Origin of the sequence: Pseudomonas sp. HMSC066A08 (genome assembly GCF_001813025.1) — a bacterium.
GTDB classification, from domain to species: domain Bacteria; phylum Pseudomonadota; class Gammaproteobacteria; order Pseudomonadales; family Pseudomonadaceae; genus Pseudomonas; species Pseudomonas aeruginosa.
On the sequence record NZ_KV811290.1, the window covers coordinates 17,360 to 41,124 of the forward strand.

The following is a 23,765-nucleotide window of genomic DNA, read 5'->3' on the forward strand; positions in this document are numbered from 1 at the left end:
AGGGAGCATTGCCATGTGGAAAATCTGGTCCAACCTCCAACGATTCGGCCGGCCCGTCCTGCGCTGGTTCAAGCCCGGCGTGCCGCTCATGCTGCTCGTGCTCCTGGTTCTGGCTCTGGGCGCCATCTGGTGGTTCGGCCCCCAGTGGACCTGGGGAGAGCGTCAGCCTCTTGGCAGTCTGGCCGTGCGCGTTCTGGCCACGGTCGTACTACTGGTCATTCCATTGCTGGCCTGGGCGCTTCACCTACGCCAGCGCACCCGGCTGTTGGAGGCGGAACGCAAGCACGATGAAGCCGTGCAGGTCGATTCCAGTCTGCGGTACGTCGAGGCGCAGGAGCGTGATCTCGACCGGAGCCTGGCGCTGCTCCAGTCCAACCTCAAGGGGCGCAATGCCTTGTACCAGATGCCCTGGTACCTGGTGCTCGGACAGGAGAACTCGGGAAAGACCAGCTTCGTCAACCGTTCGAACCAGAGTTTCTCGCTGACCGGAGAGGTCAAGGCGGGCAGCCGGCGCTTGCAGGAGGATCCGGACAAGATCTACACCATCGATTGGTGGATGGGCGATCAGGCGGTACTCATCGATCCTCCCGGGGAGATCATCAGCCAGCCCCGGATCGTGGCCGAGGCAAAGGATGCCGGCGCGCAGGATGCTACCGCCATCGAGAAGGAGAAGTCGCCGCGCCGACTCCCAGCAGGATTGCCGGAAGACCTTCATTCACGGCTGTGGGACAGTTTCGTAGCCTGGCTGGGGCGCAATCGCAGCCGCCGGCCACTCAATGGTGTGGTGCTGATGGTCAGCCTGGTGACCTTGCTGAACCAGAAGCCCAGCGACCGCAAGGCCTTGGCCACGCTGCTACGTGCCCGGCTGACCGAACTCAGCCGCGAGCTTGGTACGCGTCCGCCGCTGTACGTCGTGCTCAGCAAGTTCGATCTGCTCGAGGGTTTTGAGACCTTGTTCGCCCGTCTACCCAAGTCGGCACGGGAAGACATTTTCGGATTCACCTTTTCCCTAGACTCCGTGCGCGACTACGACGCCTGGTTGGAAGAGCTTGGCGTGCGCTACGATGCCTTCCTCGACCGGCTGAACGAGCAGATCTTCGACGCCATGGCGGACGTTACCGAAACGTCGCAGCGCGAATCACTGTACTCGCTGGTGCGCCAGTTGTCCGGCTTGCGACCGGTGCTACTGGGTTTCCTGGCGGATGTGATGGGCAGTGATCGCTTTGCCACTCCCGCTTTGCCGCGTGGTGTGTTCTTCTCCTCGGTGTACCAGCAAGGCGTGCTCAACAATGCATTCGTGGCATCCGCGGCGCAGACCTACGACCTGCGCGAGCCGGTCAACGACGTGCACCCCAGTGGGCGAGCAATGGTCTACTTCGCCCAGCAGTTGTTCCAGCGCATCATCTATCCCGAGTCCGGTCTGGCCGGCGACAACCCACGGGTCCTGGCGCAGAAGAAGCATGCCCTGGCCCTGCGCTTCGGCATCGCCTCGCTGGGCAGCGTGCTCATCATCGGGGGCTGGTACCACTACTACGCCGTCAACCGTGACAAGGCCCTGAGCGTACTGGAGCGCAGCCGCGACTTCAGCGCTAGTGCCATCGATGGCAAGCTGGATCCCACCGGTCGCAACCTGCTGCAGCCGTTGGACCAGATCAGCAACGCGGTTGCCGTCTATGGCGACTATCGCGATGCCTGGCCCGTGGTCGCCGACCTCGGGCTCTATCAAGGTCGGGCCATCGGCCCCAAGGTTGACGAGGCTTACCTGGCGTTGCTGTCGCAGCGATTCCTGCCTGCATTGGCCAGCGGAGTCATGGAAAAGCTCGATGGTTCCGAGGCAGACAGCGATGCCCAACTGGCCGCCTTGCGTGTCTACCGCATGATCGAAGACCGGCCCAACCGTCGTTCGCCGGTGGTGGAAAACTGGATGGCCACGCAGTGGCAAGCGGCCTTCCCGGGTGAGGACCGAGTTCAGCGCGCTTTGATGCGTCACCTCGACTATGCCATGAAGTATGCCGATACTCACCTGCCGCAATATCAGGCGAGGGTCTCCACGATCCAGCGGCAGTTGCGGCAGATTCCTCTGCCACAACGCGTTTACATGACCATGCGCCGAGAGTCCGGTGCATCCCTGCGCTCACCGCTGGACTTGCGCAGCGAAATCGGCCCGGCATTCGACATTGTCTACCAACCTGCAGCTGTTATGCCGGAGAAGGGCGAGTCTACGTCGGCCAACGGCCGCATCGATGCGCTGCTGACCGCCAAGGGTTATCGTAGCTACTTCGCCCCGCACAGCGAAGACCTTACCGAACTCGCGATGATTGACCAGTGGGCGCTAGGCGAGCGCAACAAGATCGATTATTCGGAAGCCGACAAGGCCGCGCTGGCCGAGCGCATCCGTGCCATTTACAGCCGAGACTACGTTGACACTTGGCAGCGCAACCTGAATCAGTTGGAGGTTCGCGATTTCCAGGACATTGCTCAGGCAGTCGGTATCTTGGGCAGCGTCACCAGTCCGGCCGCGCCGTTGCGCCGCCTGCTGGAAACCGTGCGGGACAACAGTGAGCTTGGAGTCCAGCCGGTGGGCGCGAAGGCCGCTACGGATATCCTGGCCGACAAGACCGCCGCTTTGGCGGATAAATCGGTGAAGGCTGTCGGCGAAACGGAAACGCCACCACCGATCATGGATGTCGCACGCGCCTTCGCTCCGTTGAGCCAACTGCTGGAGGCCAAAGGAGAGCGCGCTTCCTATCTGGATGAAACCATGCTGGCGATCGGAAGCGTACAGGACAAGGTGCGTATCGTGCATGACAGCCCCGACCGCGGCAAAGCGGCCCTCGCCGTGGTGCTGGAGCGCTTCTCGCTGAAAGGTCCGGACCCCATAGCCAACCTGCAGCGAATCGCCGCAGGACTGCCGGAACCGATGAATGGCCAGGTGGCCAAGCTGGCCGACGAGTCCTCCCGGGTGATCCTAGTGGAAGCGCTGCGCGAACTGGAGCGGCGCTGGGATACCGATGTCTATCGCTTCTACCGCGAGCGTCTGGCCAATCGCTATCCGTTCAACCCGGCCAGCAGAGACGAAGCTTCGCTGGAAGACTTCACCGCATTCTTCGGACCCCAGGGGCGCCTGCAGCAGTTCCGTGAGAAATACCTGAACCTGTTCCTCGAAGAGAACCTGGAGGCGTTGTATTCCGAGCGCCTGGGCGGCTATTTGGTGCGGTCCGACGTACTGACCCAGTTGGAGTCAGCCGATCGCATCCGCGATGCCTTCTTCAACAGTCGCGGACTGCTCGGCGTTCAGTTCTACGTCGAACCGCTGGGCTTGGCGCCCAACAAGCGCACCAGCTCACTCAGCGTCGAAGGTCAATTGGTCACCTACAACCATGGTCCGACCACTAGCACCGCGCTCATCTGGCCCAACACGCTAGCGCCCAGCAACGAAAGCCGCATAACCCTGGTCAACGCTGGCGGCAGCAGCAGCGGCCTGGTCTATCGCGGCCCCTGGTCGCTCTATCGCCTGTTGAGCCAGGCGCGCCTGAACGGCGCTACCAGCACCAGCGTTGACATCAGCTTCTCGGCCCCGGACGGCGGCATGCGCTACCGCATCAGCACGGAAAAGGCCAACAACCCGTTCACGCAAACGCTATTCAAGGGATTCGTGTTGCCGCAGACGTTGCTGCAGGACGGCCTGCGCGTTCACGCGGAGTCTGATTCTGGCGTACAGGCCGCAGGGCACCGACGCGGGGCGTGGCCCGCGGCCTAGCCCTCTCGGCGCGAGAACAAGAACGCATGGCCGATGCCTTCCGCCTAGCCGAATGAGTTCCTTCGTTGAGACGATCGCGTGATCTTAGGGACAATTGGCACGGTTGGTTGACGCATTGATGCTGGCTCGATCAGTTGTATTCCAGAACATAGGTCAGTGTTGCATCGGCTTTGCCGGCGGCGACTTCCGCGCCCGTGGTAACGTAACGAGCTTTTCCGGAAAGACGGTACATCTCGATACCGGGGCCGCTGGATTGCCAATCCAGGGCCACGGCCTTGGCTTTGCTGAAGGGCAGTGCGACATTGTTGTCGTTGGACAGTGAGATGGCCACGCCTTTGGCGACGCCAGTCTGTCCGAGACCATTTACATTCAACAAACCATCCCGAACGGAGTTGCCCTCGAAATAGACTTTCACCGGTGGCTTGACCGTGGGGTTGAGACCTTCGCACACAACATCCAGGGCGAATGGAACGTCCTGGACCGACCCGCGTTTTACTTGCTCTGCCGCGGGACGCCCCATATTGATCTCGGTATTGCTCTTGGGGGTGTAGCAGGTACTGAAGAAGGCGTTATGTTCTAGCTTGGTCTTAAGGCCCGTTCCTTCGATGGTATAAACTGCTCGCATCGGCGTGGTGTAACTGGTGTCAATAAAAAAATTGGTCTTGTAGCTGAAGGCTGGCATATCGCCCTTTCCGACACCGAGGTCTGTGCGAACAAACTCTATTTTCACAAATCTGGGAAAAAGGAGGGTGGCCGAACTTAACCCAGTCAAGGTAAAAGGCGGAAATCGAGGGTCATACCATCCACCTTTGCTAAGGTGCCCAATGCGAATGCCGACCCCAGGCACACCAGAGTCGTAAAGCCCTTTGGTACCTGCCGATGTAAGGCTGGTCGCAACTTCGGTCATTCCCCATTGAGACTTACTGCACCACGCCCATCCTCCAGAGTAGCGTCCGGCCTCTACTTCATAGGACGCCATTACCCCGCCAACGGGGGCGTACTTCAAGGTGGTAATGGCTGGAAGACTGGCAATGATCGACGGATTGGCTGGCGAGCCAATGCTAGGACTGTCGCAATAATCCCCTGCATAGGCGGAAGTTCCCATGATGCATCCCAGGAACAATGCAAGCCATTCTATCTGTCGTGGTGTTTTCAAGAACATTTTTTCCTCAATCCGAGTCCCGGCTGGAGCTATCACTTCCCCTGGTGAGAATCAGCGCAAGAGCGGCACTCTACACAGGGCCACTGGAAGGGATAAACTGGATGGTTCTTAAGGGCGTGTAAGAAAATTCTCAATTTATATAAGACAGCCCTACTGCATTCTTCGTCAGGATTGGTTGACATTCCGAAAGTTTTAGTAAGTCTGCCTATGCTTCACGCCGATTCTTACCGAAGTCACAGGCTTCACTTCTGCCGCGCTTCCCAGGCTGCTTGGCCTCTACGGCCTGGCGAACGTGGTCGGTAACACCATCGCCGGTCGCTACGTGGATCGCTATAACCTGCCCATCATGCCGGGCGAGTTGAGCTGGGGACACGGTCGCTGCGACTCCTTGCTGCGCCTTAGGTCGGACGAACTGCCTGGATCCAGCCGCCGCTTGCTGGAAATCCACCTGACGGAGCAGGACAAAAGCTCTGGAGCCCATCCCCCCGAGCCGTCGGCGGATGGGAAGACAAGGTAATGCGGTCAGCCGCAGTGCGTATTTATTGCGGACGGCGATCCAAGACCCGGCGAACGTATCGGCTCTCTGAACCGGGAGCCGATCCATGCCATCCCTTTGTCTCCGGGTTCTACCTCAAGTCCATGTACAACGAATTGCGTCAACTCGGCGTCATTGACTATGAGAATCCGGTAGGGCGCATGCGGCCGCTCAAGCTTCAGGAAAGACCGCTGTCGTACCTGACCAAGCATCAGGTGTCCGAACTGCTTACAGCCCTGGATGCACGCACCACGTCGCCACATCCGAAGATGGTTGCTCATATCTGCCTCGCGACAGGGGCTCGGTGGGGTGAGGCTCAGGCGCTAACGCCGGAACGTCTGAAAGGTAATACGGTGATCTTCGCCAACACCAAGTCCAAGCGTGTGCGCTCGGCGCCGATCTCGGAAGAATTGGCCGCCGACATTCGCCGGCATTGGCAGACCCTCGGGCCGTTCACGAACTGCCTTGGCGTGTTCCGCCTGGTGCTGCTGTCGACCTCGATCAAGCTGCCGAAGGGGCAGGCCAGCCACGTACTGCGCCACACGTTCGCCAGTCACTTCATCATGAACGGCGGACACATCGTGACGTTGCAGCACATCCTGGGGCATGCGTCGTTGTCGATGACGATGCGATATGCGCACCTCTCCCAAGACCACCTATCTGAGGCTGTTCGATTCAACCCGCTCATAGGTTGAAGGCTGCGGGGGTCGACAGAGGGAAAGAAAAATAGACTTGAGGTGGTTCAAATTCGGTCTGAATTCGGATTATGATGTTGGAGCCGACGGTAGACAGGCTGCCGACGTGCGAATCCCACTCGTCGCCTGGATATGGAGCGTGGTGGAGTTCGAACACCGTAGAACCTGAGTTCCAGGCCTTAAGTGTTCCCACAGCAATGGAGGTACCGGCTCATGCGAGTCGAGACAATTAGTTATTTGAAACGTCATGCGGCTGACCTGGATTTATCCGAGCCAATGGTCGTCACGCAGAACGGTGTTCCTGCCTATGTGGTTGAGTCATATGCTGAGCGGAAGCAGCGCGATGAAGCAATTGCGCTGGTGAAGTTGCTTGCGATTGGCTCCCGCCAGTACGCAGAAGGCAAGCATCGCTCTGTTGATGATTTGAAAGCTCGCCTTTCCAGGAGGTTCGCTCAGCCAGAATAAGGAGGTTTGATGTCCCCGGTCGTCATTCGTTTTACTGATACCGCAGAGCAAAGCATCGAAGACCAAGTCCACCACTTGGCTCCATTCCAAGGTGAACAGGCTGCACTCCAGTCAGTACTGAGCCTTTTGGATGAGATTGAAGAGAAGATTTCACTTGCACCTAAAGGTTACCCAGTCAGCCATCAGGCGAGTCTTCTGGGGGTGCTGAGCTATCGCGAGCTTAATACCGGCCCCTATCGTGTTTTTTACGAATTCCACGAAGAGCAAGGCGAGGTGGCAGTGATCTTGGTTTTGCGACAGAAGCAGAGCGTTGAGCAGCAATTGATCCGCTACTGCTTGGTGGGGCCAATCGAGTGATGGCTTTCTACTCCTGAGCATGTAGCGCTGAATGCGCCTCGACACTTCTTCGACACCTAAAAAGCAAAGCCCCCGAAACGCTAGGCATTTCAGGGGCTTGGCAGGGTGATCTGGAGCGGGCGAAGGGAACATCATCGTGTTCCCAACTCGTTGATTGATAACGAGTTTTCCGCACTCGGCGAACCGAGATGGACATAATTATGGACTGAAAACCACGCTTGGTCAACGCGCGCTCCGAGCAAGTCCAGTGCGAGCCATGGACAGCCAGCAATAGCCAATGTACCCGAGCGCTCAACGTCACGAGGCCGGTTCATCTCCCTTTGGCAGGAACTCCTCGCGGGCGCGCTGCAGAAACCGCTTCATGGGCTCAGAGGGTTCGGCGCTGCGGCGCAGCAGGTAGGTGGACAGCATGGGCGGCGTGCCGGCCAAGGGGCGAACGGTTATGTCGGGGCGGTTCAGGGTCTGCACCTGCGAGGCAATGGCGAAACCTAGGCCATAACCGGCACCGACCAGAGTCAGCATCACGCCTAGGCTCGTCACCTGATCTACCAGCTTGAGCGGCTTGGACGCACCTTGAAGCACCGCCTGGATCTGGTGGTGGCAGCCCGATCCCGCGTCCGGATGGCACAGTACCAACGGAAACTTCAAGGCTTCATCCAATGGCACTTCCGCGTGCGCCAACAAGGGGTGGCGCACGGGCACGATCACCGACAGAGGATCGGTCCACACGGGCTCGGCGACAAGGCCTTCGCTCACCGCGTCCGACAGCGCAAAGCCGATGTCCAGCAGATCGTTGTGCAGGCCCTTGAGCTGCTGCGCGAAAGGCAGCTCGAAGACGCGAATCTCCAGTTCGGGCTCTTCCTCGCGGCTGCGCGCCAGCAAGGTGGCAATGTGGGGCTGCGCCAAGCTGTCGCAGATGGCGATGCGCAGATAACCCTGATAGCCCTGCGCCGCCGCCTTTGCGGCACTCACCGCCTGCTCCACGGTGGCAAGCACACGCCGGCACTCACCGAGGAACACTTGACCGGCCCAGGTCAGTCGCGTCTGGTGCGCGCTGCGGTCGAACAACTGCACGCCGAGCGTGGCTTCGAGATTGCGCATTGCGCGCGACACAGGCGATTGTTCTACGCCAAGGCGCTCGGCCGCTCGCGCGAAATGCAGTTCTTCCGCGACCGCAACGAAATAGCGCAGTAGTCTGAGTTCCAATGCGGCCTCCTGTTTGCCTCGTTCCTGGCCTGCGTCCACCTCATGCGGATTGCGCCTCGCTTTCTCCTTCGATGATTGGCAAGAGGTTCCGGCGTTGCATGCTTGCCTATTCGGATAGGCAGATCGCATCCGAAAATTACGGAGGTTGAGGCGGAACGCTACCTGGCCGAAGACCTGAGAACCTCAATCACCGCGACGCTGCACTACCGCCTGATCCACAGGTTCAGTTCAATCAATTCCCGGGTTGCAGCTCCACACGCACCTCGCGCGATTTGCCGGCCCGTTCCACTGACAAGACCACCACATCGCCGACCTTCCTGTCGTCTAGCCGCGCGAGCAGCTTGGCCACATCGTCCGTCGCCTTGCCATCAACATCGATGATGCGGTCGCCCGGCACGATGCCTTGCGGCGTGACTTCGACACCCGCGAGGCCGGCCTTGTGCGCTGCCGAACCAGGGGTAACACGCAACACGAACACGCCCTTGCTTCCGGTCAGTGCAAGCAGGCGCTGATTGAGCTGTTCGTCCACCTCAATGCCCAGCGCCGGACGGATGTACTTACCGGTCTTGATGAGTTGCGGGACTACGCGCATGACGGTGTCCACCGGCACGGCGAAACCAATCCCGGCCGAGGCGCCGGAGGGGCTATAGATCGCCGTGTTGATGCCGATGAGCCTTCCTGCCGAATCGAGCAGCGGCCCACCGGAGTTGCCAGGGTTGATGGCGGCGTCGGTCTGGATCAGGTGATCGATGGCCGGGCCGCCCGCTTCTCCGGGTAACGAGCGGTCGAGCGCGGAGACGATGCCGGTGGTGAGCGTCCAGTCCAGGCCGAAGGGGTTGCCGATAGCGAACACCTTCTGACCCACCTTGAGGTCGGCACTGGTGCCGACCGGCACGGCCGGCGGGCGCTTGAAACCGACGCCAATCTTGAGCACGGCGATGTCGTGCGCTGGGCTCGTCCCCACCAGCGCGGCCTGGTAGTCGCGGCCATCGGCGAGTTTGACCGTGGCTTCAGAAGCACCCTGGATGACGTGGAAGTTGGTGACGACGTGGCCGGCATCGTCCCAGATAAAGCCCGAACCGGTGCCGCGCGGCATGGAAAAGACATTGCGAGTCCAGACGTCGCGCACCAGCTGCGCGGTGGTGATGTAGACCACCGAAGCGCGCGATTCTTCGAACAGTTCGATGGTGGCTTTCTCGTCCGCCGCCAGATCGCCACGCGCCGTCACGGTGCGATCTGCCGCCTCGCGCGGACTGAACCAGGCCTCGATGGCGGGCAGGAACTGCCACAGCAGCATGAGCGTGGCAATACAGGCGGTGATGAAGAGCCAGCGCCGGATGAAGGGGTCCGGTGCGGGGCGTGGGTACGGGTCGGGGTAGGCCATGAGAAGTCTCCTGTTGATAGGCAATCAGCGCCACAGCCCGCTCGGGTGCCAGCGCGGCGGGCGCGGCGTCACAGCGGATTCCGGCAAGAAATGGGGCGCGTGGAATGGCAACGCTGATGCTGGCCCAGGCGCCAACGTCAGCAGGCGTGCGATACGCTCTTGCGTTGCCGGATGCGTGCGCAAGCAGGAGGGCTCGGGATTGCCCCATCCCGGCCACAGCCAGGCACGCCAGGAGCGGCTGACCCGCTCGATTTTCGCCAGCGCGGACGCCAGCCCCTGCGGGTCGCCAGTCAGTTCCGCCGCAAGGCGGTCAGCGTCGAACTCACGCACGCGAGACAAGCCGAGCTGTGCGAGCAGGGCCAGCTGGGGCGATGCGGCCAATAACAATAGACCAGGCCAATAGACCTCCGCCGCGCCAACCAGCTGCGCGGGCAGGCTGAGCAGGATCGCGATCTGTCCCATAAGGGCCAGTAGGCTCGTGAGGCGACTGTCGGAATCCGCCAGCCCCATGACACGCAGATCCTCATTAGCGATGTGCGCGACCTCGTGCACGAGCACACCCGCCAGCTCGCGTGGGCTCAGGCTGCGCAGCAGGCCATCGGTGAGGGCGATCGATGCCTCCTGCTTCGATCCGGTGGCGAAGGCGTTGACGACGGCACTGGGCACATAGTGCGGCACCGGCGTGGCGGGCAAACCGGCACGGGCGGGCAGCTCGCGCAATAGGGCCCACATCTTGTGGGCTTCTTGCGGGTGCAAGGCCCGTACGCGGTACAGGCGCAAGCTCAGCGCCGACGCGGCTACCGGTTCCAGCAGCAACGCACCTGCAATGGCAAACAGCGCGAGCCACAGGCAGCCTTCCCCAAACGGCAGTCTCCCTGCTGCGGCTGCGATCCCGACCAGGGTCAGGACCAACAGCCCGGTCTGCAGGCGGTTGAGCCAGCGGTGTTGCAAGAGCGCCGTGCGCGGATCACTGGGATGATGACGGGTCATGCTCAGAGGTCTCGGCGGCGCAGTCGCCGCGCTTGCGCAGCAGCTAGTAGGTCGCACCTAGAGCCAGCGTGGCGCTTGCCAGCGCGGCTATCTTTGCGGGGCTCGCGTCGGAGTCGAGGATCACGAACTTGCGGGAGAGTGCGATCAGCGCGATCAGGACCACCGTCTTGACCTGGATGATGCTGTCCCGACGCAGCGCCACGCGCACGATGGAATGCTTGAACTCCATCGCGATCAAGAGCGTCATGATCATGCCGAACACGCTCTGGAATACCTCGTGGTCCAGGGGATTGAAGGCATCTAGAACCAGCAGCGTGAAGACGATGGAGATGAGCTGGAACAGCGACACCACGATGATGACGGCGATCACCGCCGACAGCACGAGCGCGACGACCTGCTCGAAGCGCTCGTAAAAACTCATGATGGCCAATTGGTCACGTAAGACCTGAAATGGGTTAAGGCGTGTTGATTTCATGACGATGAACTCCCTGGAAAACGGCTGCTGTCGAGACGGCGGCGCATTGCGCTGATGTGTCCTTCAATCAGCTCGGTCGACATGCCAAGCGTCGACATCACCTGTTCCGCCAGCCCAATAGCTGCGGCAAAGGATTGCTGATACACGCGCACGTTGGGCATGGCGCGAAATGCATCGGCCGCGGTCGTACTTCTGCATGACACCCACAAGGTCAGCGCCGGACGGTGCTCGGCAATCGCCTGGGCGATGCGCAACGCTTGCTGGGCATGGGCGAACGTCAGCACCACCAAGTGCGCATGCGTCAAGCCGGCAGCCAGCAAGGTATCGGGCCGACTGGCATCGGCATGGAACACCGGCGCGCCGGCGGCACGCGCGGCCTCGACCTTCTGCGCGTCCGCCTCCAGCAGCAGATGCGCCACGCCGGCGTGGCGAAGAATCTCGCTGACTGTCAGGCCAAGCTCGCCCGCGCCGCAAATGATGACATGGTCTCGATATCGCGTCGTCTGCGCGGCGATCTCGACTTCTTCAGCCTGGGGTGGCTGAATGACGCCGCCGGTGCGGCTCAAGAACCGGGCAAGTACATCGTGATGGCGGATCAGTAGCGGTGCCAGGGCCATGCTGAGCACCAGCGCGACCAGCATGGGTTGGACGACGGTCGCGGGGATCAGATGCTGCTGCAAGACCGTGCCCAACAACAGCAGGGCGAACTCGCCGCCGTGCCCCAACGCTATGCCCGTGCGCCAGGCATCGAGGGCGGACAGGCGCGTCGCCCGCAAGGCCAGGGTGTTGAGCCCGATCTTGACCGGTACCAGCACTGCCAGCCACGCGAGCACCGCCAGTGGTGCCGAAAGAATCTGCGCTCCGTCCAACTGCAGGCCGATGGTCACGAAGAACACCCCCGACAACACATCGCGAAACGGTTTGAGGTGGCTTTCCATGTGGTGACGGAAGTCGCTCTCGCCCAGCACCATGCCGGCCAAAAACGCACCCAGGGCGGCAGATACGCCGACCGCGTGCGCAGCGGCGGCGGCAGCCACCACCACGCACAAGGAGACGAGCACGAACGATTCCTCGTGGCCCCGCCGCGCCACCCAGCCCAGCAGGCCATGCAACAGACGGCGCGAGGCGAGGGCCGCTGCCGCGAACAGCAGCAGCACACCGAATACTTCGAGCAGCACATGCTCGATCTTCGGCGACTCGCCGCGCGCCCAGATCGCCAGCAAGGCCAGCAGGGGCACGCTGGCCAGGTCCTGAAAGACCAGCACGGCGATGACACTGCGGCCGTGGCGGGTGGTGAGCTCGCCTTGGTCGGCCAGTTGTCGGCTGACCAGCGCCGTGGACGACATGGCCGCCGCAGTGCCGAGCAGCGCAGCGCTCTGAGCTGGCTGCCCCAAACCCATCAGCATCAGGGTCAGAGGTGCGGCCACAACGACCATCTGCAAACTGCCAGCCACCAGTACGGTCTTGCGAGTGAGCCAAAAGTGCCCGAGGGAGAATTCCAGTCCGACCATGAACAGCAGCAGCGCCACTCCCAGCTCGGACAGAAAATCAAGCGCTTCTCCCGGCGCGATCACGCCGGTGACTGAGGGGCCCAGTAAGGCGCCGACGGCGAGGTAACCCAGCAAGGCGGGTACTCTGAACGCCGCCGTCGCCACCGCCGCGAGGCTGCATGCCGCCAGCAGGATCAGGGTGGCGCCGAGCAAGTCCTGCATCGGTCAGCGCCCCACCTGTGCAGATGCCCAGCGCACGATGTCCTGCGCGCCCAAGGCGCCGGCCTGACGCCCGATCTCCCGCCCACCCTGGAACAGGGCGAGCGTCGGGATGCTGCGGATACCGAACTGCGCGGCCAGGTGGGGCTCAGCCTCGGTATTCACCTTCGCCAGCCGGATCCTGGGTTCGAGCTGGTGCGCCGCTTGCTGGAACTGCGGGGCCATCATCTTGCACGGCCCGCACCAAGGTGCCCAGAAATCGACCAACAGTGGCAGGTCGCTGCGCTCCACGTGGCGCGAGAACGTCGCCGTGGTCAACTCGATGGGCTCGCCCGTGAACAAGGGCTGCTGGCAGCGGCCGCAGTTGGGATGTTCCGATAGCTTCGCAGTCGGTACGCGGTTGATGGACTGGCAATGCGGACAGACGAGGTGAAGATTATTCTTCATGGTTCGCCTCCTTGGACCACAGTGAGGCTGCCTCGCTCCGGGTCACAGACAATGCCGACCAATCAACGCCTTGGAGCCAATCGTTCCCGTTTTTGCTTACTCCGGCCTCTTCCAGATGAGCAGCGATGAATGCTTCGGCCTGCATGAGCCACCTTTGGACAGTATCTTCCTTACTAGGAATCAGCAGGATCTCAGAGACGCTGCTGGCATCCAGCCCGTCCACACGGATAAGCAGAAAAATGCGCCGCCACAAACGCGGCATGTCCTTCAGCAGGTCGAATGCAAAAGCGAACTCGCTCGACCGATCAACTAGCTCCTCCTGTTCCGCGATCGTTGCGGCATCGGGATGCTGACTGTCAGCGATGATATCGGCCAGCCTGAGTGTGTCATCGGGCTGATAAAATTCGAAGACTTCCTCTTCCACCATGGCCTCGGCGACGTCTTGGGCATCCGGTTCGACCGGCGCGTCCAGAGAAACGAATTCGCCAAATTGCCGGCTGCTTGCCACTTCGTTATCCAGGACGGCGAACAGATGCTTCAAAAGACCGGTGTAAGCCTCTTTTTCCCCCGGCACGGATTGCCATTCCACCTCAGCTCGGACAATCGCTTCATCCACCACGTCGCGCAGCGTCGGATAATCGCGCGGTAAATCGCCGACGGCCCGCAGATAAGCCAGCTCACGCCTTGCGACAGCCTCAAGTTTCGACAGTAGAGGCATTCGGGTCGCCTCGGCCTCATGGGCGGCTGATGCGGGTTTTGCGGCAATCCGCACCTTGAGCTCGCGCAAGCGCTCGCGTCGTGCTTTGCGCTTGATTTGATCCTGAGCATGCAGTCGGTCAAAATGCTTCTTGGCCTGACGGAACAACGACTGTGCGAGCATCTGCGCGAGGGGCGTCAGCTCGTCATGTGATGCAGTAACGCTGACAGTCTTTTTGCCGGGCAGGTGCATATAGCCACTGGCCAGAAATTGCCGCTTGATCTTGTCGCGATCAAGGACGATTTGAAGTTGCGCTGAATCTTTAGTGTGTTTGTCGAGCAATGGCTTGAGGGCGTGCTCGATCACATTTCCCAAAGCTCTCTGCCAAGGTTCATGAAACTCTTTGTCGATAGCTCGATAGCTATATTGCATCTGCATGTATGACTCCTTCGATGTCATTTCTATGGAGGTATGAATCGAGGATGCTCATATCCATAGAATTTAGTTTGACCCGCTCTTATCCCTGGCGCGTTTTGCGAAGACGCCAACTCAAGAACAAAAGCGTGACACCATAGACTGCCGCATAGAAGCCCAACAGCCAGCCTGCGGCCAGGAATGACTCGACCGGACGGGAAAAAAATATCCACAAGACGATAGCGCCAAGGACAATCGAGAGCAGTCCACTGAAGGCAAGCCAAATTTCACCCTTGATTTCTTGACGCAGCCGAACGGCGGCGGATATCTCCAGCACACCGGTGAAAATCGCCCAGAAGCCCACGCTAGCCCATAAAAAAGAAGCCAAGACTATCGTGGCGACCCAAGGAGCAACCAGGACGACGACGCCCGTAAGTATGCCGACAATGCCGCTGAACAGCAGCCAGCCCCAGCGCTCTTTTTTCTGGATATGGCGCACCGCTGCAACCAAGTTGAAAGCGCCATTGACCAAGGAAAATGCGCCGAACATGATGGTCATGGCCAACAGAGCCGATTGTGGCATCCAGAACGCAAGGGCTGCAAAAATCAATGCCACGACACCGCGCAGCACAAAAAGCCACCAATTTTGGCTCAGCGAACACAGTGCTTTGGTGGGGTCATCCGCATTGGAATTAGCGATGGTGTCTGTGTTCATGCAATATCTCCTAAAGATCTAATGGGGTGAAAAAGCAAACACTCCTGAGCCAAGAGAGGGGCGCGACGCGCCCCTCTTACGCCCTATCCAGCGGTTTCAGAACAACTTGGACAGCTTTGCCTTGATTTCATCGAGCCAGCCTATTCCGCCGCCTCCCCCAGCCGTCTTTTGCTTGACTTTCTTGAGTTCAGTATACAGGGGCTCAAAGTCCTTCTTCTTTCCATAGCCCAGCAGTTCTGCCATTTCCAACTGCTGCCGCGCTTCGTTCAATAATGTCTCCAGGCGCTCATTGGACGCTTCGCTCCGCTGACCATCTTCTACCAAGGTCTCGGCGCGCTTCAGGAGCAGCCTGGCGCGCAGGGCGGGCAGCGGATGCACGCTGCGCGTCTCGACCAACGTGCTGAGCGCTGCCTGCAGCGCGGCTTTGGCTTCTTCGATCTTGCCCTGATCGATCAGCGGCACGACTGCCTTCACGGCTGCGGGATAGGACGCCAAAGGGATGTTGGTGACCGTGATCACGATTTCACTGGCCAGCAAAGCCAGCACGTGGCGAGCCTGTTGCACCTCGCCATGTTTGAGGGCATCCAGCGCCTCGTCGGTCATCGCCTCAATGGTTTCCGTGTTGGCGAACAAGTCGTGCACGATGGTGCGCACATCAACGGGGGCCAGGGCGAGCGTGGGTTCGCGCGCAACGATCAGCTCCAGCTTTCCCGTCACTTCGGCCAGCGTTGCCAATGCGCGTGCAGCGTCCTTGCCGTCAAGTGCGGCCAGCGCTGATTTGGTCAGCGCCAAGGCCGAGACGGCCTCATCGAGGACTTGTTTACGTTTGTCTGCCGCCTGCGAGTCCATTTCCTTCTGAACCTCAGGCTGTACCTCCGTGACGACTTCAGGCTTGGCCTCTGGACTGACAGGAAGGCTGCTTACCGCGGCCTGTTCGTTTATTCCTTCGTTCGTCGCATTGGGATTCGATGTTTGCTCATTCATGGTGATATGCCTCGTATGAGTTAGTGAAAATAGGCGAATCTATTGGGGCCGACTGCGAATATCGCGAGACTGACCGATGGAGCAGTCGGCCCCTTCATCACCTCAAAACAGCTTTTGGATGCGCGTCTTCAACTCGTCGAACCATCCATTGCCGCTTTTGCCACCAGCCGACTTTTGCTCAATGGACTTCACCTGATCGAAGATGGGTTTGAAGTCCTCCTTCTTGCCATAACCCAGGATTTGCGCCAGCTCGATCTCCGTGCGCACGGACGACAGCAAGGTGCTGAGCTCCTCGTTCTGCTTGGCATCGCGCTTGTCAGTCTCGGCCAGCTTTTCAGCTTTTGCTATCGCGGCTTCGGCCCGTAGCACGGGCAGAGGGAGTACAACTTGGGTGACCACCAGCGTGTTCAGTGCTCGGGCGAGCTCTGCTTTGGCTTCGTCGATCTTGCCGCTGTCGACGAGCCGTGCAGCCGACTTGATCGCTGCCGGGTACGTTGCCATGGGCAGGTTGTCGGTTTCGATCACGATTTCGCTGGCCAGATTGGCAACGATGGGCCGGGCCTTTTGCACCTCGCCATCACCCAACAACTCCCGAGACAACTTGACCGCTTTCTTTACCGATTCCACGTTGGCGTGGATATCATGGGTGATGACGCGTACATCGACCGGCGCCAAAGCAAGTTTGGCGTCGCGTGCCAATACCAGTTCCAGCTTTCCGGTGGCCAGTTCCAGCGCAGCGAGCGCCTCCTTGGTCTTATTTGCATCAAGGAGGGTCAAAGCCTCCTGGGTCTTGGTGAGCGCCGTGATGGCGTCCTGAGTGAGCTCGGAACGCTTTTTTTCGGCTTCCTGGGCGGCCTTGTCGTCTACTTGTGGCTGCGCCGCCTTGGGTGCGACAGAGGGCGCTGCAGCGCTTAGACTTGCCGCCGATTGGGCCAAAACCGGTCCACTCAGTCCGATGCAGACCGCCAGGGCAAGTGCGGAACGGATGTATTGGGGCTGTTTGATATTCATGATGTTGGACTCCAATTGAAGTTAATTGACTGAAATTTCAATCTGCTTCGGCTTGGCTTGCTCGGCCTTGACAAGCCGCACTTCCAGCACGCCGTCTTTCATCGAAGCCGTCACCTTGGTCGGATCAACGTTGTCAGGTAAGACAAAGCTGCGCACAAAGCGGCCATACGCACGTTCGATGCGGTGGAATTTCTTGCCCTGCTCCTCTTTTTCCAGTTTGCGCTCGCCGCTGATGGTGAGTACGCCGTTTTCCGCGCTGACGCGCACGGCATCCTTGGGGACCTCCGGCAGATCCAGCTTGAGGAGGAATGCGTTCTCATCCTCGCTGATGTCCACCATTGGTGCCCAGTCCGCCGTGGTCATGGCTTCGTTGCCGGTACGGGCGCCCTGTCGCTGGGGTGTCCGTCCCAACATCGTCGCCAGGCGGTTTTGCAATTCATCCAGTTCCCGGAAGGGGTCCCACGGAGTCAATGCAGACATATCGGTTCTCCTTGAACAATGCCGGCGAATTGGATGACGCACCGAACAGAGCCGCCGGCTCACTCTGAATAGCGCCTACTACTTTTCGTTTCCATCAAGAACAAGTCCTTGGGTCAATTGAAGGATGTCGTTCTCGTCGAGCGTTTCCCGCGCCAGCAGTTCGCGCGCACAACGCTCCAGCACCGCGCGGTTGGTGTCGAGGATCCGGTAGGCGCGCTCGAACACACCCATCACGATGTCACGGATGGCTTGGTCGATGCGTGTCTGAGTCGATTCGGCTACCCGGCAGCCACCCTGTACCAGTTCAGGCGCATCAAGAAAACGCGGCCTCTGTGCCTCAAAAGCAACGTACCCCAAGCCCTCATCCATGCCGAAGCGCGTAATCATGTCGCGGGCAACGTCGGTGGCCCGTGCGAGGTCATCGGCAGCCCCGGTGGACAGCTCGCCGAACACGAGCTTCTCGGCCGCACGACCGCCCAGCAGCACGGCGATCTTGTGTTCCAGATCGGCGCGCGTCATCAGGAAGCGGTCTTCGGTGGGGCGTTGCAGCGTGTAGCCCAGCGCGCCGATGCCGCGCGGGATGATCGAGATCTTGTGCACGGGGTCGGTGCCGGGCAGCGCCAGCGCCACCAGCGCATGGCCCATCTCGTGATAGGCCACGGTTTCCCGCTCCTTGGGACTGAGCACGCGGTTCTTCTTCTCCAGGCCCGCCACGATGCGCTCGATGGCGGCGGTGAAATCCTGCAACTCCACGGCGGACGCTTTGCGCCGGGTCGCGGCCAGCGCGGCCTCGTTGACCAGGTTCGCGAGGTCTGCACCCGAAAAGCCCGTGGTCAGCGCAGCCACCTGTTCCAGATCTACACCGTGGGCCAGGGTGATCTTCTTGACATGGACCTTCAGGATATCCAGGCGACCTTTCTTGTCGGGACGGTCCACCAGCACCTGACGGTCGAAGCGACCGGCGCGAAGCAAGGCCTGATCGAGAATCTCCGGCCGGTTGGTGGCTGCCAAGATGATGAGCCCCACCGAACTGTCGAAGCCGTCCATCTCGGTGAGCAGCTGGTTGAGGGTCTGTTCGCGCTCGTCGTGGCCGCCGATGGGGCCGCCGACGCCGCGCGCGCGGCCCAGCGCATCGAGCTCGTCGATGAAGATGATGGCCGGCGCCTGCCCGCGGGCCTGCTCGAACAGGTCGCGCACGCGCGCTGCACCCACGCCGACGAACATCTCGACGAACTCCGAGCCTGAGATGGAAAAGAACGGTACCCCGGCCTCGCCCGCCACGGCCTTGGCCAGCAGGGTCTTGCCCGTGCCGGGCGGGCCAACCAGCAACACACCTTTCGGGATGCGCGCGCCGAGGCGGCCGTAATCCTGCGGGTTCTTGAGGAAGTCGACGATTTCGACCAGCTCGGCCTTGGCCTCATCGACACCCGCGACATCGGCAAAGGTGACGCCAGTGTTCTTCTCCATGAATACCTTGGCACGGCTCTTGCCGATGCTCAGGAAGCCACCCATGCCCTGCTTCTCGGCGAAGCGGCGGAACAGGAAGAACCAGACGCCGAAGAAGGCCACCGCCGGCAGAATCCAGGAGAGCACATCACGTAGCCAGGTGCTTTCCACCACCCGCGCATAGGGCACGTCGTACTTGGACAGCCGCTCGGCCAGGTCGGGTTCGACCCGGGTGGCCACGATGGTGGTCTTGCCCCGGCTGTCCGGCGATTTCAGGCGCCCGGTCACCGTGCGGTCCGCCACCAGCACATCGGCGACGCGCCCCTCGGCCAACGCCTTCTCGAATTCGCTGTAGGGCACGGGCTCGACGGTCTTGGCCGCCTGCCAGTAGTTCTGCAGCGTCAGCAGCAACAGACCGGCGACGATCCAGTAGCCAATGTTCCATTGATCTTTCTTTTCCATGGGCAGGGTACCTCGCAAGCCGTGTCGCTAGAGAATGGGGGTGAACAGACGGGCCACCCCGTCGCGCAAGCGGATGGCCAGCGGGCGGGCGCGCAACGCCATCGCCGATATCTCGTCCGCCGCATCACGGGCGGCATCAAAAAGGGATGACAGCCGCGTAGACAACGCGGTGTCGTACACCTCCACATTGAACTCGAAGTTGAGGCGCAAACTGCGCGCATCCCAATTGGCCGAACCCAGGCAGCACCACGCTCCGTCTACCAGCATCAGCTTGCTGTGGTCGAACGGGCCAGGCCGTTCGAAGATGCGCACACCGTGCTCCAGCACCTGCCAGTAGTGGGCGCGCGCGGCCCATTGCACCGTGGGATGGTCGCCGTTTGCGGGCGTCAGCACGTCGATACGCACGCCGCGCAACGCGGCCGTGCTTAGCGCCGCGATCATGGGCTGATCGGGGACGAAATACGGTGTCCAGATGCGCACCGAATGCTTCGCGGCGCTCAAAGCGCCCATGAAGGTCCAGCGCATCCGGTCCAGGGCCTCATCGGGACCGGCCTCGATGCCGCGCGCCCAACTGGTTCCTTGCTCATCAGCCGTTACGGGCGGTTCGCCCCAGTAACCCTTGCTGAGCCGCTCGCCCGTGGTATCGCACCAATCATCGGTGAAGCACCGCATCAGATGCGCAATCACCGGCCCGCGCAGACGAAAGTGCAAATCGTGACAGGCCTGGCCCGGCGCATCGGGCCGCCAATACGAACCGAAGATGTTCATGCCGCCGGTGAAACCCGTCTCGCCATCGATCACCAGCAGCTTGCGGTGATTGCGCAGATGCGCGGCATGCAGGCGCGCGGGAATCAATGTCGGGTTGAACGTCGCCACCGGAACGCCGGCGCGCTGCAAGGCGCGGTAGGCGCTGCGGGGCGTCCAGCGGGCATACACGTCGTCGATCAGCACCCGCACTTGCACGCCGCGCGCATGAGCCCGGCTCAGCGCATCGACGAACTGCGCCCCGATGCCTTGGCCGTCGAAGATGTACGAAGCCAGCGCGACGCTGTGCCGCGCCGATTCGATGGCAGCGAGCATGGCCGGGTAGGCCTGCTCGCCATCGATGAGCGGCTCGATGCGGTTGCCGCTGGTCAGCGACTGGCCGGTGGCGCGTCCCACCAGGTGGGCCAGACCGGCAAGCGGCGGCGATACGGGCTCGGGCATCGTGGGCGAGAGGTCCTGCCGAGCAGCAGGATCTGCCCCCGGGAAGAGCCGCCGCGCCCGCCGCTGGTAACGGTTGATGCCGAACAGCCCATACAGCAGCGAACCGCCCAGCGGCAACAAGGCGATCAGCAGTACCCACAGCGTGGCCGATCGAGGGTCACGCTTGTAGATGACCGCGTGCCCCGCTGTGGGAACAGCGACCGCCAGCGACACGAGGGTGGCTGCCCATGTCAGCCCATTGGGGTCGGACACGACAGCCTCCCATCGCTCAAGATCCGCCGCCCGCTGACTTCTTCTTGCGCGCAGGCTTGCTCTCGCCGTTCGGCGGTGCCTCGGCCACGTTCGCTGCATCGGGCTTTTCAGGCTCGGCCGGCTGCGCGGCTGGCTCCTGGCGCTCGAAGACCACCCGTTCGGCCTTGTCATCCCAGCGGGCGCTGGCGTGATCGGCCTTGCCGATGCCACCACCGAGCATCTCGCGTGCCAGCGCGGTTTCCAGCTCGCTGCGGATCAGCCGCTTGAGCTCGCGCGCGCCGAACTCGGGTTTGTAGCCTTCCTCCGCGAAGTGGTCGATCAAGGTCTGGTCGAAGGTCAACGTCACGCCCTGGCTGGCGGCGTTGCGGGCCACACGATCGAGCTGCAGGCCGACGATATGGCGGATCTCCTCCTTGCCCAGCGCATGGAAGACGATGATCTCGTCGATGCGGTTGAGGAACTCGGGGCGGAAGTGTCCGCGCAGCACGTCCATCACCTCGGACTTGGTCTTCTCGTATTCCTCGCCGGCGGCGCCACGGGCCTTCAGCCGACGCTGGATGATGTCCGAGCCCAAGTTCGAGGTGGCGATGATGATGGTATTGGTGAAATCCACCACCCGGCCCTTGCCGTCGGTGAGCCGCCCGTCGTCGAATACCTGCAGCAGGATGTTGTAGACGTCGGGGTGCGCTTTTTCGATCTCATCGAGCAACAACACGCTGTAGGGTTTGCGACGCACCTTCTCGGTGAGCTGGCCGCCCTCGTCATAGCCCACATAACCCGGAGGCGCGCCCACCAGGCGTGCCACGGTATGGCGTTCACCGTACTCGGACATGTCGATGCGCAGCAGCGCGCCCTCATCGCCATAGATGGACTCGGCCAGTGCCTTGGCGAGTTCGGTCTTGCCCACACCCGTCGGCCCGAGGAACAGGAAGGTGGCCACTGGCTTGCCGCCTTCGCGCAGGCCCGCGCGCGACAGCCGCACGGCATCGGCCACGGCACGTACTGCTTCGTCCTGGCCCACCAGGCGCTCGTGCAGCCGCTGCTCCAGATGCAGCAGCTTCTCGCGTTCTTCCACCGTCAGCTCGTTGACCGGAATGCCGGTCAGGCGCGAGACGATCTGCGCGACATGCTCGGCCTTGACTTCGGCGCTGCCCGAGGCGCGCTCGCGTTCCCATTCCTCGACGAGCTTCTTGAGTTCAGTCTCCTTGGCCTCGATGCGCTTGCCCAGCTCGGCGGCCTTGTCGTACTGCTTGCGCGAAGCCACATAGTCTTGCTCACGCCGCAGCTGGTGCAGTTCGGACTCCAGCTCTTGCACCGCCACCGGGCGGGCCGTGGCCGACAGCTTCACGCGTGCGGCCGCCTGGTCGAGCAGGTCGATGGCCTTGTCAGGCAAAAAGCGCGCGGTGATGTAGCGGTCCGACAACTCGGCGGCGGCGATGATCGCATCCTCGGTGATGCTGACCTTGTGGTGCGCCTCGAAGGTGTCGCGCAGGCCGCGCAGGATCATCATGGTCTGCGCTATCGTCGGCTCGGGCACCATCACCGGCTGGAAGCGACGCTCCAGCGCGGCGTCCTTCTCGATGTACTTCTGATACTCGTTGAGCGTGGTGGCGCCGATCAGGTTCAGTTCGCCGCGCGCCATCATCGGCTTGAACACGTTGGCCACGTCCAGCCCGCCTTCGCCGCCACCCTGGCCTGCACCGACGATGGTGTGCACTTCGTCGATGAAGAGAATCAGCTCGCCCTGGTGCTCGGTCACTTCCTTGAGCACCTTCTGCACGCGCTCCTCGAACTCGCCGCGGTACTTGGCGCCGGCCACCATGGCATTGATGTTGAGTTCCACCAGGCGCTTGTCGCGCAGCGTCTCGGGCACTTCGCCGGCGACCATGCGCTGCGCCAGCCCTTCGACGATGGCGGTCTTGCCGACGCCGGGCTCGCCGATCAGCACCGGGTTGTTCTTCTTGCGCCGGGCCAGCACTTCGATGGTCGTCTCGATCTCCTGCGCGCGGCCGATGACCGGATCGAGCTTGCCCTCGCGCGCCATCTTGGTGAGGTCGCGCGAATACTTGTCGAGTTCCGGCGTGTTGGTCGGCGTCTCGGCGCGGCCATCCTCGGCCCCTTTGCCGACCACCTTGCTTACCTGCTGGCGCAGCGCTTGCGGCGTGAGGCCGTAACGGCGCAGCAGGTTGGCCGCCAAACCTTCGCCTTCCTCGGCGAGCCCGATCAGGAAATGCTCCGGCCCGACATAAGAGTGGCCGAGTTCGTTGGAGGCCACGAAAGCACGGCTGAGCGCGTCCTTGACCCGGGGCGACACGCCGATCTCGCCCTCGAACGGCTTATCGCCGCGCTTGGCTTCGGATTCGATCTGGCGCTTGAGGTCATCGACCTTGATCTTGAACTGCCCCAGGATGGTCTTGACCACGTCGCTGTCGGATAGCGCCAGCAGCAGGTGTTCGGTATCGACTTCGGCGCGCCCGAACTCTGCAGCGTGTCGGGCGGCCTCCTGCAATAGGGCCTCGGACTGTTCGCTGATACGGCTGGCCAGCCCACTGCCGCGGCGGCGCGCCGTGCCCGCCGTTGCGGGAGCGGATTCGCCGAAAGACGCATCGACCACTTCGTCGGCATCAGCCGCCACGGACGGTGCATCGTCACCGATGCGGAAGAAGTCGCTGCCGAGGAAGTCTTCGAACAAACCGCTGCGCGAGCCAAACAGAGCCTCCAGCGGCGAGACGGTGCGCTTTTGCTGGCGCGCCAGTTGGCGATAGTGATCGTCACACAACAGCATGGTGCTGTGGCGACCATTGAGATTGGCTTCCACCCGCACCGTGGCGGACTGGCCGCAGACTTGGCATTGTTTTCTGGCCATGCTGATGCTCCTGTAAAGATTGATTTGACGAGGCGCCGCCGATCACG

At 61.6% G+C, this 23,765-nt stretch carries 17 protein-coding genes and 2 pseudogenes; 4 read left to right on the forward strand and 15 right to left on the reverse strand.

Annotation, left to right across the window (positions count from 1 at the left end; genetic code table 11):
* Positions 1 to 13 precede the first annotated feature (13 nt).
* Positions 14 to 3,760 carry a type VI secretion system membrane subunit TssM gene (gene tssM / locus HMPREF2886_RS09295; RefSeq protein ID WP_070747202.1) on the forward strand — a complete coding sequence of 1,249 codons (3,747 nt, stop codon included), beginning with the start codon at positions 14 to 16 and terminating at the stop codon, positions 3,758 to 3,760.
* Between the two features lie 130 nt (positions 3,761 to 3,890).
* On the opposite strand, the gene HMPREF2886_RS33100 is transcribed toward tssM, so the two are convergent.
* The gene (locus tag HMPREF2886_RS33100; protein ID WP_083318543.1) at positions 3,891 to 4,916 is read right to left on the reverse strand and encodes a fimbrial protein; all 1,026 of its coding nucleotides are present in this window, start codon (positions 4,914 to 4,916) and stop codon (positions 3,891 to 3,893) included.
* A gap of 633 nt (positions 4,917 to 5,549) precedes the next feature.
* On the opposite strand from HMPREF2886_RS33100, the pseudogene HMPREF2886_RS09305 reads away from it, so the two are divergent.
* From HMPREF2886_RS09305 to HMPREF2886_RS09315, 3 genes and pseudogenes are all read left to right on the forward strand, one after another.
* Positions 5,550 to 6,152 (forward strand): annotated as a pseudogene (locus HMPREF2886_RS09305) (tyrosine-type recombinase/integrase); the annotation flags it as partial.
* Positions 6,153 to 6,365: 213 nt separating this feature from the next.
* A complete protein-coding gene (locus HMPREF2886_RS09310) occupies positions 6,366 to 6,617 on the forward strand; it encodes a type II toxin-antitoxin system Phd/YefM family antitoxin (protein ID WP_003114155.1) in 252 nt (83 codons plus the stop codon).
* Between the two features lie 9 nt (positions 6,618 to 6,626).
* Entirely contained in the window at positions 6,627 to 6,974 is a 348-nt protein-coding gene (locus HMPREF2886_RS09315; protein WP_033978409.1) for a type II toxin-antitoxin system RelE/ParE family toxin, read from the forward strand.
* A 297-nt stretch (positions 6,975 to 7,271) separates the two neighbouring features.
* On the opposite strand, the gene HMPREF2886_RS09320 is transcribed toward HMPREF2886_RS09315, so the two are convergent.
* The 14 genes and pseudogenes from HMPREF2886_RS09320 to clpK all read right to left on the reverse strand — a co-directional run bounded on the left by HMPREF2886_RS09320 (position 7,272) and on the right by clpK (position 23,718).
* Positions 7,272 to 8,180 (reverse strand): LysR family transcriptional regulator, encoded by a 909-nt coding sequence (locus HMPREF2886_RS09320; protein ID WP_003141085.1) that lies wholly within the window; start codon positions 8,178 to 8,180, stop codon positions 7,272 to 7,274.
* Between the two features lie 232 nt (positions 8,181 to 8,412).
* On the reverse strand, positions 8,413 to 9,564 hold the full coding sequence (locus tag HMPREF2886_RS09325; protein WP_012761372.1) for a S1C family serine protease: 1,152 nt from the start codon (positions 9,562 to 9,564) through the stop codon (positions 8,413 to 8,415).
* 24 nt (positions 9,565 to 9,588) lie between these two features.
* Positions 9,589 to 10,554 (reverse strand): zinc metalloprotease HtpX, encoded by a 966-nt coding sequence (locus HMPREF2886_RS09330; protein ID WP_003141083.1) that lies wholly within the window; start codon positions 10,552 to 10,554, stop codon positions 9,589 to 9,591.
* Positions 10,532 to 11,029, reverse strand: a pseudogene (psiE-GI, locus tag HMPREF2886_RS09335) (heat resistance protein PsiE-GI). The gene HMPREF2886_RS09330 and the pseudogene psiE-GI overlap by 23 nt, the downstream one beginning before the upstream one ends.
* A complete protein-coding gene (gene kefB-GI / locus HMPREF2886_RS09340) occupies positions 11,026 to 12,741 on the reverse strand; it encodes a heat resistance system K+/H+ antiporter KefB-GI (protein ID WP_019485900.1) in 1,716 nt (571 codons plus the stop codon). The pseudogene psiE-GI and the gene kefB-GI overlap by 4 nt, the downstream one beginning before the upstream one ends.
* Positions 12,742 to 12,744: 3 nt before the next feature.
* Positions 12,745 to 13,185, reverse strand: a complete 441-nt coding sequence (trx-GI, locus tag HMPREF2886_RS09345; RefSeq protein ID WP_023083191.1) for a heat resistance system thioredoxin Trx-GI — start codon at positions 13,183 to 13,185, stop codon at positions 12,745 to 12,747.
* Positions 13,175 to 14,320 (reverse strand): RNA polymerase sigma factor, encoded by a 1,146-nt coding sequence (locus HMPREF2886_RS09350; RefSeq protein WP_023083190.1) that lies wholly within the window; start codon positions 14,318 to 14,320, stop codon positions 13,175 to 13,177. The genes trx-GI and HMPREF2886_RS09350 overlap by 11 nt, the downstream gene beginning before the upstream one ends.
* 79 nt (positions 14,321 to 14,399) lie before the next feature.
* Complete coding sequence (gene hdeD-GI, locus HMPREF2886_RS09355) at positions 14,400 to 15,011, reverse strand: heat resistance membrane protein HdeD-GI (RefSeq protein WP_023083189.1); 612 nt, start codon at positions 15,009 to 15,011, stop codon at positions 14,400 to 14,402.
* Between the two features lie 96 nt (positions 15,012 to 15,107).
* Positions 15,108 to 15,995, reverse strand: a complete 888-nt coding sequence (yfdX2, locus tag HMPREF2886_RS09360; RefSeq protein ID WP_023083188.1) for a heat resistance protein YfdX2 — start codon at positions 15,993 to 15,995, stop codon at positions 15,108 to 15,110.
* A gap of 102 nt (positions 15,996 to 16,097) precedes the next feature.
* On the reverse strand, positions 16,098 to 17,006 hold the full coding sequence (yfdX1, locus tag HMPREF2886_RS09365; RefSeq protein WP_019485625.1) for a heat resistance protein YfdX1: 909 nt from the start codon (positions 17,004 to 17,006) through the stop codon (positions 16,098 to 16,100).
* Between the two features lie 21 nt (positions 17,007 to 17,027).
* Positions 17,028 to 17,486, reverse strand: a complete 459-nt coding sequence (gene hsp20-GI / locus HMPREF2886_RS09370) for a small heat shock protein sHSP20-GI (RefSeq protein WP_019485624.1) — start codon at positions 17,484 to 17,486, stop codon at positions 17,028 to 17,030.
* A 78-nt stretch (positions 17,487 to 17,564) separates the two neighbouring features.
* Positions 17,565 to 19,394 carry an ATP-dependent zinc metalloprotease FtsH gene (gene ftsH / locus HMPREF2886_RS09375; protein ID WP_023083187.1) on the reverse strand — a complete coding sequence of 610 codons (1,830 nt, stop codon included), beginning with the start codon at positions 19,392 to 19,394 and terminating at the stop codon, positions 17,565 to 17,567.
* Positions 19,395 to 19,421: 27 nt separating this feature from the next.
* Complete coding sequence (gene cls / locus HMPREF2886_RS09380; RefSeq protein ID WP_023083186.1) at positions 19,422 to 20,852, reverse strand: cardiolipin synthase; 1,431 nt, start codon at positions 20,850 to 20,852, stop codon at positions 19,422 to 19,424.
* A 16-nt stretch (positions 20,853 to 20,868) separates the two neighbouring features.
* The gene (gene clpK, locus HMPREF2886_RS09385) at positions 20,869 to 23,718 is read right to left on the reverse strand and encodes a heat shock survival AAA family ATPase ClpK (protein WP_023083185.1); all 2,850 of its coding nucleotides are present in this window, start codon (positions 23,716 to 23,718) and stop codon (positions 20,869 to 20,871) included.
* Positions 23,719 to 23,765: the final 47 nt, after the last annotated feature.